Below are 14,419 nucleotides of genomic sequence, written 5' to 3'. Positions count from 1 at the left end.
GTTGATGAATTTCATTCTTAAATATACATAAAACCAACGAGTTATGCAAATTATTTGAACGGTTTTTTGTACAAATTATCTAACAGGGGAAAAGGAGGTTATTAGACAGTTTGACGTCCCCGCGCTACAAGCAGTTTGGGACTAAATTAAGCCCATTCTTCGGATTTGCCAAATCATCCAAATACAAAACCATATTTAAATTAAGCCAAATCCCCAAATTGCTTGTAGCGTGTGTTACTGGCTGGTTATTTTGTCGAAATTACAATTTAAACCGTAAATTTTCACGCTTCAGTTGGCAGTATCCAACTTTTACATTTCTGTTTTTGGCTCGTAATTTTTCAACGTTTTATTTTCAATTATTTACTTTTTTAATTTCTGCGCAAAACTTTTTACGTTTCTGCTGGTAAGTTTCGACTTCCCGCTTCTGCTTTTCAGATTCCAATTCTCAATTTTTGTTGGCAAGTTTCCATTTTCACGCTTTAGTTTTTCAGATTACAACTTTTTAAGTTTCTGATGGAAAGTTCCAATTTTCACGCTTCTACATTTAAGTTTCTGCGAGTTACAAACTTTATTTCCAAATCGAAATTACCTGCGTAATTTCCGCATAACTAGCCAGTAACGTCCCCGCGCTACACGCAGTTTGGGACTAAATTAAGCCCTGTTTTCGGATTTGCCTAATCTTCCAAATACAAAACCATATTTAAATTAAGCCTAATCCCCAAATTGCTTGTAGCGTGTGTTAGCAGTTGTTTTTTTATATTTCGTCAATTTCTATTATAAAATCTTTCTTTTCTTCGGTTCCTTTCAGAATGATTTTATTCTCATTAAACGAAAAATCCCACCAAAGAGATTTTAATTTCGTAACTATTTTAATTTCATTACTTTTCTTGTCAATATTCCATAAAGACATTCCTTCTCCAATTCTGTTTATAGAAATTAAATAAAAACCTTTTTCAGTTTCTAATTCTTTAAAGTCAAAAACTACATTATTAAATTCTTTTATTTCGGGTTCAGTTCTAATTTTAAAAGCATAGATATCATAACTTTCTTTTGGCAAATCTATATCATCAGGTAAATCTTCATCATTTATTGATTGTCTGTAAAATATTAATTTTTCAGATTTCATAAAGTCAAACCATTCATTTTCTTCCAAAATATTCTCATTATTTGGTTGTTTGCTTTTTTTCTTAAATAAGCTTCCAATTAGTGCGATTGGGATAACAATTATTGCAATTAGAAAAAGAAATACATTTGCCATTGATTGTTTTAAAAAGTCTTTAAAATTATGATTTCTATAAGTTTCGACTATTTTAAATTCCATTGATATTTTTCTTTAGTTTTTTATTCCTCGAAAATAACTGCTAACGTTCTGGCACTACAGTGGGTTTGGGACTAAATTAAGCCCTCTTTTCGGATTTGCCAAATCATCCCAAATACAAAACCATTTTTCCATTAAGCCCAATGCCCAAATCCGTTGTAGTGGCTGTTAGCGGTAGTGCTTACTTATCAGTATAATTGTCCTTTAGTTATTTTTTTAATTTTTAAAGTCTAAATTATTTAATTCAATTTTCATTGCTTTAGTAGTGATAAATTGTTTTTTAGCATCCGTTTGGAACAAAATCACATCATTTTTTACCAGCATTTTTTTAGAATTAATATACTTTTCTAATTCTTGGTTTTCATACTTATTTTCATTAGCAACTTTAACTATAATAGTGTCTCCAGAAATATAATATTTTCTAAAAATAATAGAATAACCTTTATTTGTTCCAACATTTATTCGAATATTAGTGCTATCCGAGAGGGTAATTTCACACAATTCTGTTGCGCTAAAATATCTTGCTGTCAATAAAGTTTTTTCCATAGCCTCTACATTTTCTTTAACGGTTTTTGGGTCTTTATGTCCAATAAAATCGATATTAATAAAATATAAAAAAATACCGCCAAAAAAAAGTATAAAAATCCCAATAACGGCAATCCCTGCAACAATTCCTTTATTCATTAATTTTATCTGTTATTTAAATTTAGATGTATTAAGTTATCGAATTCTCCCGTTCGAACCGTGCATTACCGCTAACTTGTATATACGTCTGACAAAATCAGACCTATCACCCCAATATTGGGTGGCTTTGTCTGACAAGAGTCAGTTTTATTTATTTTCAAATGTAGTATATTTATTTTATAAATCATAAAACGGACTTTTAATTTGTTGCGTACTTTTCGTACTTATGGTATCGATGTTAAACACTACTGTACTTATTGAAATTATTCCTAAAACAAGAACTGTTTTGTTTACCATAAGTCATGAATTCAAGCTATTATATGAAACAAAAAAAACCATTGCCTTACTTTATCAAGTCTTGCAATGGTTTTTACATTATAAAATAGAATAGTACTATTTCATTTTTTGTCTTTTTACTGGTTTTTCTGTAGCTTCGTTTTTGTTTTGAAGTACATAATTAGCTATTAGTTTTTCGATCAATTCGTCTTTAGTCAAGTGATGGAAAACTGTTTTTATTTTATTTTTTAAGTCTGGATTTACTTCGTGGTTGGGTTTGGTTTTGAATATTTGTTTGGCCCATAACAACGTGTTGTTTTCTTCGATGCTAGCAACCGTAGGTTTGTTGAATTGGGTAAATTGTATTCCTAATTCTTTTTCGAAGTCGGCAATTTCAGCTACTTCTTCCGGCTGTAAAACCGTTAATGAAAGTCCCTTTGCTCCTGCCCTTGCGGTTCTTCCGCTGCGGTGTACATACGCTTCATATACATCTGGTAAATGGTAATTGACTACATATGAAATTTCCTTAACGTCAATTCCTCTTGCAGCTAGATCAGTTGCTACCAAAATATTGATGTGACCTTCTCTGAATTGCTCCATGATACGGTCACGAATTCCTTGCGATAAACTTCCATGCAATGCACCCGATGAAAAGCGATTAATCGCTAAGTTTTTGGCTAGTTTATTTACTGCTGCTTTGGTTTTACAAAAAATAATACCGCGTTCGCCTTCCTTAGAATTCAAAAAATGCATCAAAACATCTAGTTTTTCTATGGGATCTACCACAATATATTCGTGATCGATGCCTTGATTTCCTACTGTTTCCATGTTGGCACGCACTTCTACTGCATTTTTATGCAAGTAATTTTGAACCAATTGTTTTATCGTTCCCGGCATGGTTGCAGAGAACAGCATTGTCTTGTGCTCTTTGGGCAATTCGGCAATGATTTCATCTAAACTTTCTTTTAGAATGGTAACCATTTCATCGGCTTCATCGAGCACGAGGAATTTAGTTTCTTTTAAGTTGATGGCTTTGCGCTGAATCAAATCAATTAAACGTCCTGGTGTTGCTACAACGATGTGCGTAGGCAATGCAAGTCTTTCGATTTGTGGTTTAATTGGGATTCCGCCGCAGGTTGCTGCGATAGAAATATTTGGAATGTATGTAGCAAATTGCTCTAAATTTCTAAAAATTTGATGCCCTAGTTCTCGTGTAGGAACCAAAATAACGGCTTGAATAGCAGTAGCATTCGTGTCTATTAATTGCAAAATAGGCAATCCAAAAGCGGCTGTTTTTCCAGTTCCGGTTTTGGCTAATCCCACTAAATCTGTAGTGATGGCCAACAATAGCGGAATGGTTTTTTGCTGAATCTCTGTTGGGATCACAATTTTCATTTCGGTAAGCGCTTGTACAAGTGGAGCTGAAATTCCTAAATCAGAGAATTGGTTTTGCATTTTTTTGGATTTTATATTTTAAAGGATATAGGTGTTGTAACGGGATTTTATAGCCCCGATAGCAGTGAAAATCCTTTGTAGTCCTGATTTTTTTCAGGACTGCAAAGATTGCAACGAATAGCGGGATAAGCTCCAGAAGAAAAAATTAATCTTCATCGGGCTCATTCATGATTTTTTCGCGGTATTTTTTCCCGGTTAACAATACCAGTTTCAATTTGTAATCGTCAACAAGCCACTCGCGGTAATTTTTACTGCATTGGCTTAAACATTTAGAATAGCGCTTGATGCGACAATCGATGTCATCATCAAGTAATTTTCCTAAGGCTTTGGCTTCCTGCAACGTATCTGAATTGTCTACGCACATGGCAGCGTGTTGTTCCAGCGATCGATCTAACACTTCCTTGGAGCGTAAATTTTGTTTGATGATGAGCTTGTGTTCTTCATCGACATCAAAAGTTACGACTTCGGTTTTGCTGAATTTTGCACGTAGTTCTGGAGGCATACTGTATTTAAAATACAATTCTATCTCTGTATCATCCCTTAAATTCTCTAAGTAAAACTCTGGAGATTTAAAAATGTGCTGCCAGTTTACGGGTTCGCTCCACAGACCAAATCGGGCTGCATTGTTCCCCAAATCGATAACGCTAAATGTATCTTTATTGGGTAATTTTCTGGAACCACGACCAATCATTTGGTAATACAATGTTAATGATTTTGTGGCTCTATTTAATATGATGGTTTCTACAGTAGGCTCATCAAAACCAGTGGTTAAAATTCCTACTGATGTTAAAATTGCATCTGGCGTGTGCTTGAACCAGTGTAAAATATCTTTTCGTTCCTCGTTATTACTGGTGTTGTCTAAATGACGAATGGCATAACCGGCTTCTCTAAACGTTTCATACACATATAAAGAAGTGTTGATTCCATTATTGAAAATTAAGGTTTTCTTGCCTAATGATTTTTCTGTGTAGGCATGCAATAATTTTTCCTGCATGGCCATATTGGTATACAAATCATCAGACGATTTTACGGTGTAATCCCCATTGATTCCTACTTTTAAGGATGTCAAACCTACATCATAGCTATAGGTAACGGCTTTCGCCAAAAATCCGTTGTCGATCAAAGAACTGATGGTGTCTCCTACGATTAATTCATCATAGCTTTCGTGCATCGGTAGTTTGATATTTGAACTCAAAGGCGTTGCGGTAACTCCTAATATAAAGGCATTCTTGAAAGAGCTTAATAATTTTCTAAAAGAGTTGTAATGTGCCTCATCGATGATTACTAAACCTACATTGTCTAAATGTAGTTTTTCATCGTTGATTCGGTTTTTCAAGGTTTCTACCATGGCAACAAAACAAGAATAATCGTTTTGGTCTGGAAGTTCTTTTACTTTACTGTTAATGATTTTGTTTTTTACATCAAAACCCTTCAACATTTTTGAAGTTTGCTTGCACAACTCAATTCGGTGTGTTAAAACGACTACTTTTTTGTCATGTTGGGATAAATACCGACGAACGATCTCAGAAAACACTACTGTTTTTCCGCCTCCAGTAGGCAATTGGTATAACAAATGGTGTTGTGGAGGTGCATTGTCTATGCGTTCAAAGATGGCATCGATATCGCCTTTTTGGTACGCATAAAGTTCTTTTTTGTCTTCGATTTCTATTTCTAACGTGTTATGGGACATTGCTTATTATTGGATTTTTGCAAAAATACGCCTAAAAAACAGTTTAACGGGCACTTTTAAGTAAAAAAAAAGGACATGGATTAAATAAAATTGAATTATAACAGTTTTTAATACTCGAGACGTTCTAAAACGGCATTGAACTCCGGTTCATTGTACCATTTTTGAACTAGTGTTTCTTCGTGAATGGCTTTTAATCGGGGTTTAAATTCGGATAAAATTCCGTTAGCAATTAAAAAAATAACCGCTTGTTCAAAAGAATTGAACATACTCTTGAAAAACAAATCGTTTTTGATGGTATTCTCAGAAGCAAAGGTTTGAGCGATCTCTACATTATAGAGCATTACATCAGCAATGACAAAAGGATCTACTCCCAAACTGATAAAATGTTTGATGTATTTTTGAGCCACTGAACGCCTCATTTTGGGTCGGCTTCGCCTTCCCGTTTTCTTGAATGGGAAATATTCATGAGAGATTTTGAGTTTGCATTCCTTTAAAAGGGATTCTTCCTTTGGATTAAAAACAAAATCATAATAGACTTTAACGGGACTGAATTTCTCATACAATTCGATGATTTGTGCTTCGAGTTGTTCTTTGTTTAATTCCGATACATATTTTTTTAAATCGCGTTTGCTCATTATCAAAGTTTAAGAATACAAAAGTAATTTACTTTAGGAATCCATGCACCGAAAATCAATGATAATACTTAATTTTGTAAATAATCACAAAAAAACAGAAAATGCTTAAGATTTTTAAAGTTACGGCGCTCGTAGAAGGAATATCTGCCTTATTATTATTTTTCTTTGCAATGCCAATGAAATATTTTTTTAACGACCCCATTTATGTAAAACAAATAGGAATGGCTCATGGCGTTTTGTTTACGGCTTACATTGTTTTGGCAACCGTTTTAAAATTTAGTGAAAAGTGGGATCTTAAAAAGTATTTTATAATATGTATCGCGTCTATTCCTCCTTTTGGCACTTTTTATGTAGATAAAAAATATTTGCAAAATGTATAACTACATCGAAACAATATTTACTTTTTTATATCCCATATTTAGAAAATGGGGATTAGGAAGTAGCAGTGCCTCCTATCTTAGTTTACTGATCAATAGCCTCATTTTGTATGCGTTGGCTTATGTTATCTATATTATTTTTCGTTTTATATTGGTTACCATTCTGGCTGTGGTGGCACAAAAAACAAAAACTAAGTTTGATGATTTGTTGGTTTCCAATAAAACGGCAAAGTATATCGCTTACCTTATTCCGTTGCTATTTATTTACAAAGCAGTTCCTATAATTTTAGATCGATTTGAATATTGGGAGGGTGTTTTTGGGAAACTTGTTGGTATTTATATTGTGCTATTGGTTTTATGGATTATTCGTACCATTTTTAATGCATTGCGTGATTATTTAAAACTAAAACCTCGCTACAGCGATAAACCCATAGACAGTTTTATTCAGGTTATCATGATTGTGCTTTGGGCCGTTGGGATCACAGTAATTATTTCGAAGTTGTTTGATATCAATCAAAAAGAACTTTTGACGATTCTGGGAGCAGTTTCGGCAGTTATTATCTTGATTTTTAGAGATACCATTTTGGGATTTGTATCGAGCGTACAGGTATCTATAAATGACATGGTTCGCATTGGGGATTGGATTACGATGGATAAATTTGGTGCCGATGGAGACGTTATCGAAATCAACTTAGCTACTGTAAAAGTTCGTAATTTTGACAATACCACCACTACGATTCCTACGTATAGTTTGAGTTCTGATTCGTTCCAAAACTGGCGTGGAATGCTGAATTCTGATGGGCGACGCATCAAAAGACATATTTTGATTAAAACCAGTAGCATTCGATTTTTAGAAGAAAATGAACTGAAAGATTTGAAAAACATTCACTTGATTTCGGATTATATTGATTCACGAAAATTAGAAATAGACGCATACAATACTACTCATAAAATTGACAAATCTATCGCTATTAATGGTCGAAATTTGACAAATCTAGGCTTGTTTAGAAAATACATCACCGAATATTTATTTCATTATCCCGAGTTAAACAAAGACATGCTTATGCTTTGTCGCCAGTTGCAATCTACGGCTCACGGCGTTCCTCTGGAAGTATATGCATTTTCACATGACAAACGATTTGAAAATTATGAGTACATTATGTCTGATATTTTCGATCATATTATTGCTTCGGTTCGCTATTTTGATTTAGAGATTTTTGAATTGGCTATGGATACCGACTTAGAACAATAAAATGTGTTGTTTTAGATTGCAATTTATTTACAAGTTTTATTCGAGCTATTGTGTTGCAATGTGTGATTTTCTCTAGATAAAGCAAATTAAAACGCAATGTAACGGTAAATTGTTGAAGGTTACAAAACAGCAAATTTTTTCAATCAAAAGAGACTGAATCTTAAGTTTTGATTTGTTTTTTTCTTATTTTTAAAGAAAAATAATGAACACACGCGATACGTTTTTAAAAGATTTTCGAGGACAAGCAATTGGATCCGTAACCCAGCAATCTTCTAGTGAAGAATCGTTTCAAAATGAGGTTTTAAGGCCTATTTTGAAATTACAAAATGATTTATTTCTTGCTGTATTCAGCCATTACATCACAAAAAGCAAGGTCGATTTTTACAACTTTACGATCGAAAAAAAATTAGCTTTTATAGAACATGCTATTCAAAAGGACAGCAAATTTAGAAGTGCTTTTAAGGGAATGGTACTCGCATTATTCACCATCGATGAGTATTTAGAATATATAAAAAATGCTTCTAATTTAAACAAACGAATGATGAGCATGTTGATCGAGCGTTTTAAAAGTCAGGTGCAATTGTTTGAAAAACCAAACTAATAGTACAACCATAAAAAAAGGGATACTTGTTGCATCCCTTTTTTTGTGCTGTATTTTTAAATTATTCAGTTACTTTGAAACTATCTACATAAAAGTTAGGATCTACTACAAGTTTTAAATTATCATTAGTTAGTGGTATAGTTTTCCACGCTGTTTCTGGTTGTAGCAATTCTTCTTTGCCATTTATAGTCACTTTAACTGGCATATTAAAACCAGCAACACTATTTGTCCAACGGTATTTTAAAGTATTACCATCCAAATAATATTCTAGTGTTGGTATTCTGGTATCTCTCAAATACTGATTAAAAACCATTGACAAATCAATTCCTGATTGCTTACTTAAATAATCCTCTATTTGCTTGGTCGTTACCGTTTGGTGATAAAAAGTACTGTTCAAACCTCTCAATATTCCCCTCCATTTTTCATCGTTATTCACTAATTGACGTATGGTGTGCAACATGTTTGCACCTTTAGGGTACATATCTCCTGAACCTTCATTGTTTACATCGTATTTACCAATGATAGGTTTGTCATTATCAATTATATTTCTAAGACCTCTAACATAAGTATATCCAGCTTCCTTTCCGTAGTAATATTCTAAAAAGAGACTCTCAGAATAGTTCGTAAAACTTTCGTGAATCCACATATCAGCAATATCTTTATAGGTGATATTATTAGCAAACCACTCGTGACCAGACTCGTGTATAATAATGAAATCAAATTTCAATCCCCAGCCAGTTCCGCTTAAATCACGTCCCAAATACCCATTTTGAAATTTATTTCCGTACGTAACACTACTTTGATGTTCCATTCCTAAATAAGGTGCTTCCACTAGTTTGTAACTGTCCTCATAGAATGGATACGGTCCAAACCAATGTTCAAAAGCTTTCAACATCCTTGGTACATCTTGAAAATGTTTTTTGGCTTTCGCCAAATTGTCTCTGAGAACATAATACGTACAATTCAAAGTGCCTTTTTCGCCTTTGTATTTTTCCGAAAACGAGAGATAATCACCGATGTTGATGTTTACTCCATAATTATTGATGGGATTAGATACATACCAATTATAGGTTTTAGTGCCGTCTTTCAAGGTTTTTACACTTTGTAAGCGACCGTTAGATACATTGGTTAAATCACCTGGAATATTCACACTTATTTTCATGTTTTCAACTTCGTCATACATGTGATCCTTATTGGGCCACCATACACTTGCTCCCAAACCTTGACAGGAAGAAGCAATAAAAAGTTTTCCGTTTGCGTCTTTTTTCCACGTTATCCCTCCATCCCATGGCGGATTTACAGCTACTTTAGGTTTTCCATTATAAAAAATTTTAATATCTTTTATGGCGCCTACATCTTGTTTTGAAAGTAGTGTTATAAAAAATACATTGCCTTCTCTTTTGTATTTTAAAGTCACACCATCTTGCGTAACCTTGGTAATTGACATCGGGTTTTGCAAGTCAATTTGCATTACATTATATGGTTGTACTACTTTATATTGAATAGTGTTAGAGCCTGTTATTGTGCTGTCTACAGGATTTACTTTTATGTCCAGATGATACCTTTTTACATCCCACCAAACTCTTTCTTTTGTAATACTCCCTCTCAAAGAATCTTGACGCGTAAAATTACTTTCAGACTTGTTTAGAAGTCCTTGCGCTTGAATTCCATTAGAGATTAAAAATGCAATTAATAATGGTTTTAGATACTTTTTCATGTGTTGAAAATTATTGTTTTTTTATAAATCTCTTCTAATTCGCATATTGGTCTTATGGTTTGTAACCTATGATACGTAATCTTCATTTCATGGATTTGATAATTTTAACCAAAACTATGTACTTTTTTTATTTATTAGTACTAAAAAAAGCCCAATAGCAATTTATTTTGCTCTTGGGCTTAAGTGTTTCATAAATTGTTTTATCGTTTAAAATTTCAGTTTTTTGCTGAGACCCAAAACACAAAACTTTTTTTATTTCTGGCGACTTTTCAATACATCCACTACATCATTTATTTTGAATCCTTTGGCTTGTAATAAGATTAAATAGTGAAACAATAAATCAGCACTTTCACTTAAGAACAAATCATCATTATCATCTTTGGCTTCGATAACAACTTCTATTGCTTCTTCACCTACTTTTTGGGCTATTTTATTAATTCCTAATTGAAATAAAGAAGCAACATAACTCTTTTCAGAATCCGCTTTTTCTCTTCGGGTTTCGATAGTTTGCTCTAAGTGAGAGATAAACCCATAATCATCTTTATTCTCTGTTTGCCAGCAAGTATCTGCACCCGTATGACATGTCGGGCCAACTGGCTTTGCTTGTATCAATAAAGTGTCACCATCGCAGTCATTTTTTATATCAACCAAGTTTAAAAAGTGACCACTCTCCTCCCCTTTTGTCCAAAGTCTTTGCTTAGAACGGCTAAAAAAAGTTACTTTTTGTGTGTCAATAGTTTTAAGATATGCTTCTTCGTTCATGTACCCCAACATCAAAACGGCTTTCGTGTCGCTATCTTGAATAATGGCTGGAATTAAGCCGTCTGTATTTTTTGAGAAATCTATGTTCATATTTTTAATTTAAAGATTTAAAGATTAAAGATTGAAAGATTATCTAATCCGATTTTCTTTTCTCTTTATTCTAGTATATGTTTCTATATCCTAACTTCAATATTGTTATTTTTAAGAGCTTCTTTTAATGTTTTGATTTCAATTTCTTTAAAATGAAATACACTAGCTGCTAAGGCTGCATCGGCTTTTCCATCAATAAATGAATCTACAAAATGCTGAATGTTTCCTGCACCTCCTGATGCAATAATTGGAATATTAACCAGTTCCGAAAGTCTAGCCAAAGCCTCATTCGCAAAACCATTTTTAGTTCCGTCATTATCCATCGAGGTGAATAATATTTCACCTGCGCCACGTTGCTCGACTTCTTTTGCCCAATCAAATAAATTCAGTTCGGTAGGTACTTTTCCACCTACTAAATGTACAATCCATTGACCGTCAATTTGTTTAGCATCGATAGCTACTACAACACATTGGCTTCCAAATTTTTGTGCCAAATCATTAATCAACTGCGGATTTTTTACAGCCGATGAATTGATGGATACTTTGTCGGCACCATTTTGCAATAAAACATCAACATCCTTAACAGAGGAAATTCCGCCACCAACTGTAAATGGAATATTTATAGTTGCAGCTACTTTTCGAACCAAATCAATTAAGGTTTTCCTGCGTTCTTCGGTTGCCGAAATGTCTAGAAAAACCAGTTCATCAGCTCCTTCATCCGAATATATTTTCGCCAATTCAACCGGATCGCCTGCATCACGTAAATCTACAAAATTGACACCTTTTACGGTTCTTCCGTTTTTTATGTCGAGGCAAGGTATTATTCTTTTTGTTAACATTTTTTATAATTGTTACACAGAGACTCGCAAAGGTTTCGCAGATACACACAAAAATCTTGGTGATTCTTTGCGTCTTCTTTGTGCTTCTTTGCGAAATAATCTATTTGTTTAAAATGTATTGTTCTAATTGTTTCAATGAGATTCTACCCTCGTAAATGGCTTTGCCAATGATTGTTCCTTCGCAACCCAATTCTGCTAGTCTTGGTAATTCATCAAAAGTAGAAATTCCTCCTGAAGCAATCAGTTTTATTCCTTTGGCTTCTGCCAAAATTTTAGCGTACAAATCAAACGATGGTCCTTCAAGCATGCCGTCTTTGGCAATATCGGTACAAATTACATATTGAATTCCTTTGTTTTGATAGTCTTGAATAAAAGGAATCAAATCTTCATTCGAATCTTCTAACCAGCCTGAAACCGCTACTTTTTCATTATTCGCATCTGCTCCCAAAATAATTTTATCCGCACCATACGCCGCAATCCATTTTCCGAATAATTCTCTATTTTTCACCGCAATACTTCCTCCAGTGATTTGATTGGCACCACTTTCAAACGCAATTTTTAAATCGGAATCAGCTTTTAAACCGCCGCCAAAATCAATTTTTAAACTTGTTTGAGTTGCAATTTGTTCCAATATTTTATAATTCACAATTTGGCTTGATTTTGCTCCATCCAGATCAACCAAATGTAAATATTCAATTCCGTGCGCTTCGAATGATTTTGCCACTTCCAGTGGATTTTCATTGTATATAATTTTAGTATTGTAATCTCCTTTGGACAAACGGACACATTTCCCGTCGATGATGTCTATTGCTGGTATTATTCTCATTTAATTTGTCATTGCGAGGAACGAAGCAATCTCATTCCGCTGATTTTTTAATATTAAAATTTATTTTTTGCTATTGAAATTTATAATTTTAAGAAATTCCCTAAAATTTGTTCGCCAACATCACCGCTTTTTTCAGGGTGAAATTGTGTTCCGTAAAAATTATTTTTCTTCAATGCTGAGGCATATTCTACTTCATAATTTGTGGTAGCAATGGCTTCGGGGCAATTTGGCGCATAAAAACTATGTACCAAATACATGTATTCCTTTTCAGAAATTCCTTTAAACAGATCTGATTTCAAATTATAGATTTGATTCCAACCCATTTGAGGCACTTTTACTTTTGAGGTGAATTTGACCACATCTACATCAAAAATTTCCAAACCAGCAGTATTTCCTTCTTCTGATTTGTTGCACATCAATTGCATACCCAAACAAATCCCTAAAACAGGTTGTTTCAAAGTAGGAATTAATACATCAAGACCACTATCAATAAGCATTTTCATTGCAGAACTTGCCTCACCAACGCCCGGAAAAATCACTTTATCTGCTGCTTTGATTTCCTTCCAATCGTTACTAAGCACTGCTGTGAAACCCAAACGCTCTATGGCAAACATAATGCTTTGAATATTTCCGGCTCCGTAGTTTATAATTACTATTTTCATTTAACTTTTGTTTCAAGTTTCAAGTTTAACGTTTAAAGTTGCTCGAGTCAACCTGAAACTTTAAACTTGAAACAATTTTAAAGCATACCTTTTGTACTTGGTAAAATCATTTTCTCTGTATCTCGTTTCACGGCTACTTTTATCGCTTTTGCAAAAGCTTTAAAGATTGCTTCAATCTTGTGATGTTCATTGGTACCTTCAGCCTTAATGTTGATATTGGCTTTGGCACCATCTGAGAACGATTTAAAAAAGTGAAAGAACATTTCGGTTGGCATTTTACCTACCATTTCTCGTTTGAATTCGGTTTCCCAAACCAGCCAATTTCTACCACCAAAATCAATAGCCACTTGCGCCAAACAATCGTCCATTGGCAAACAAAAACCATATCGTTCTATCCCCAATTTATTTCCCAATGCCTTTGCAAAAACTTCTCCAAGTGCAATAGCAGTATCTTCAATGGTGTGGTGCTCATCGACTTCTAGATCTCCTTTTACTAGAATTTCTAAGTCCATTTGACCGTGACGCGCAATTTGGTCTAGCATGTGATCAAAAAACGCAATTCCGGTTTCAATTTTACTTTTACCCGTTCCGTCAAGATTTAAATTGATGTAAATATCAGTTTCATTCGTCTTTCTCGAAATGGTTGCTGAACGTTCTTCTAATTTTAAAAACTCGTAGATCGTTTTCCAATCTGTAGTTTGTAAGGCAATAACCGAGTCTAATTCTTCTCTTTTTGAAGCTATTTCGTCACTTCCCAAGCCTTCGTCGGTATTGATAAAAATCCCTTTTGCACCAAGGTTTTTAGCTAATTCCACATCTGTAATGCGGTCTCCAATTACGAATGAATTTTGCAAATCGTATGCTGGATTATCAATGTATTTAGTCAGTAATCCTGTTGCTGGCTTGCGCGTAGGAGCATTTTCATGTGGGAACGTTTTATCAATTAAAACTTCACTAAAAACAACGCCTTCATTTTCAAAAGCTTTGATCACCAAGTTATGTACGGGCCAAAAATTCTCTTCGGGATGCGAAGCCGTTCCTAAACCATCTTGATTGGTTACCATAACCAATTCAAAATCCAATTCTTTTGCAATTTTACCTAAATATTGAAAAGCATTTGGATAAAATTCTAATTTCTCAAAACTATCCAATTGGTAGTCATGCGGTTCCAAAACCATCGTTCCATCACGGTCTATAAAAAGTATTTTTTTCATTAAAAAAGGTTTAAAGTTTAA

The 14,419-nt window shown here is 33.8% G+C and carries 14 protein-coding genes; 3 read left to right on the top strand and 11 right to left on the bottom strand.

Annotated features, from left to right (window positions below; all coding sequences use genetic code 11):
• Positions 1-754: 754 nt before the first annotated feature.
• The 5 genes from ACNQGO_RS13595 to ACNQGO_RS13575 all read right to left on the bottom strand — a co-directional run bounded on the left by ACNQGO_RS13595 (position 755) and on the right by ACNQGO_RS13575 (position 6,058).
• Entirely contained in the window at positions 755-1,321 is a 567-nt protein-coding gene (locus tag ACNQGO_RS13595) for a hypothetical protein (protein ID WP_417985599.1), read from the bottom strand.
• Positions 1,322-1,534: 213 nt separating this feature from the next.
• Positions 1,535-2,002 (bottom strand): hypothetical protein, encoded by a 468-nt coding sequence (locus tag ACNQGO_RS13590; protein WP_417985598.1) that lies wholly within the window; start codon positions 2,000-2,002, stop codon positions 1,535-1,537.
• 393 nt (positions 2,003-2,395) lie between these two features.
• Positions 2,396-3,733 (bottom strand): DEAD/DEAH box helicase, encoded by a 1,338-nt coding sequence (locus tag ACNQGO_RS13585; protein WP_417985597.1) that lies wholly within the window; start codon positions 3,731-3,733, stop codon positions 2,396-2,398.
• A gap of 145 nt (positions 3,734-3,878) precedes the next feature.
• Complete coding sequence (locus ACNQGO_RS13580; protein ID WP_417985596.1) at positions 3,879-5,423, bottom strand: DEAD/DEAH box helicase; 1,545 nt, start codon at positions 5,421-5,423, stop codon at positions 3,879-3,881.
• 107 nt (positions 5,424-5,530) lie between these two features.
• Positions 5,531-6,058 (bottom strand): DUF6155 family protein, encoded by a 528-nt coding sequence (locus ACNQGO_RS13575; RefSeq protein ID WP_417985595.1) that lies wholly within the window; start codon positions 6,056-6,058, stop codon positions 5,531-5,533.
• A gap of 101 nt (positions 6,059-6,159) precedes the next feature.
• Between ACNQGO_RS13575 and ACNQGO_RS13570 the strand changes: the two genes are divergently transcribed.
• From ACNQGO_RS13570 to ACNQGO_RS13560, 3 genes are all read left to right on the top strand, one after another.
• Positions 6,160-6,438, top strand: a complete 279-nt coding sequence (locus ACNQGO_RS13570) for a DUF3817 domain-containing protein (RefSeq protein ID WP_417985594.1) — start codon at positions 6,160-6,162, stop codon at positions 6,436-6,438.
• Positions 6,431-7,687, top strand: a complete 1,257-nt coding sequence (locus ACNQGO_RS13565) for a mechanosensitive ion channel family protein (RefSeq protein WP_417985593.1) — start codon at positions 6,431-6,433, stop codon at positions 7,685-7,687. The genes ACNQGO_RS13570 and ACNQGO_RS13565 overlap by 8 nt, the downstream gene beginning before the upstream one ends.
• 202 nt (positions 7,688-7,889) lie before the next feature.
• Positions 7,890-8,288, top strand: coding sequence for a glyoxalase (locus ACNQGO_RS13560; RefSeq protein WP_417985592.1), 399 nt, complete (start codon positions 7,890-7,892; stop codon positions 8,286-8,288).
• A 61-nt stretch (positions 8,289-8,349) separates the two neighbouring features.
• Here the strand turns inward: ACNQGO_RS13560 and ACNQGO_RS13555 are convergent, their stop codons facing one another.
• The 6 genes from ACNQGO_RS13555 to hisB form a co-directional block, all read right to left on the bottom strand.
• The gene (locus ACNQGO_RS13555) at positions 8,350-10,005 is read right to left on the bottom strand and encodes a M1 family metallopeptidase (RefSeq protein ID WP_417985591.1); all 1,656 of its coding nucleotides are present in this window, start codon (positions 10,003-10,005) and stop codon (positions 8,350-8,352) included.
• Positions 10,006-10,257: 252 nt separating this feature from the next.
• Positions 10,258-10,857, bottom strand: a complete 600-nt coding sequence (hisIE, locus tag ACNQGO_RS13550) for a bifunctional phosphoribosyl-AMP cyclohydrolase/phosphoribosyl-ATP diphosphatase HisIE (protein WP_417985590.1) — start codon at positions 10,855-10,857, stop codon at positions 10,258-10,260.
• An 83-nt stretch (positions 10,858-10,940) separates the two neighbouring features.
• Positions 10,941-11,696, bottom strand: a complete 756-nt coding sequence (gene hisF / locus ACNQGO_RS13545) for an imidazole glycerol phosphate synthase subunit HisF (protein ID WP_417985589.1) — start codon at positions 11,694-11,696, stop codon at positions 10,941-10,943.
• Positions 11,697-11,796: 100 nt separating this feature from the next.
• On the bottom strand, positions 11,797-12,522 hold the full coding sequence (gene hisA / locus ACNQGO_RS13540) for a 1-(5-phosphoribosyl)-5-[(5-phosphoribosylamino)methylideneamino]imidazole-4-carboxamide isomerase (protein WP_417985588.1): 726 nt from the start codon (positions 12,520-12,522) through the stop codon (positions 11,797-11,799).
• Between the two features lie 80 nt (positions 12,523-12,602).
• Complete coding sequence (gene hisH / locus ACNQGO_RS13535; RefSeq protein ID WP_417947960.1) at positions 12,603-13,184, bottom strand: imidazole glycerol phosphate synthase subunit HisH; 582 nt, start codon at positions 13,182-13,184, stop codon at positions 12,603-12,605.
• A 77-nt stretch (positions 13,185-13,261) separates the two neighbouring features.
• Positions 13,262-14,398 (bottom strand): bifunctional histidinol-phosphatase/imidazoleglycerol-phosphate dehydratase HisB, encoded by a 1,137-nt coding sequence (gene hisB, locus ACNQGO_RS13530; protein WP_417985587.1) that lies wholly within the window; start codon positions 14,396-14,398, stop codon positions 13,262-13,264.
• Between the last annotated feature and the right edge of the window lie 21 nt (positions 14,399-14,419).

The organism is Flavobacterium frigidum (assembly GCF_048286735.1).
GTDB lineage: Bacteria > Bacteroidota > Bacteroidia > Flavobacteriales > Flavobacteriaceae > Flavobacterium.
This window is presented reverse-complemented; position numbering and strand designations above follow the sequence as displayed.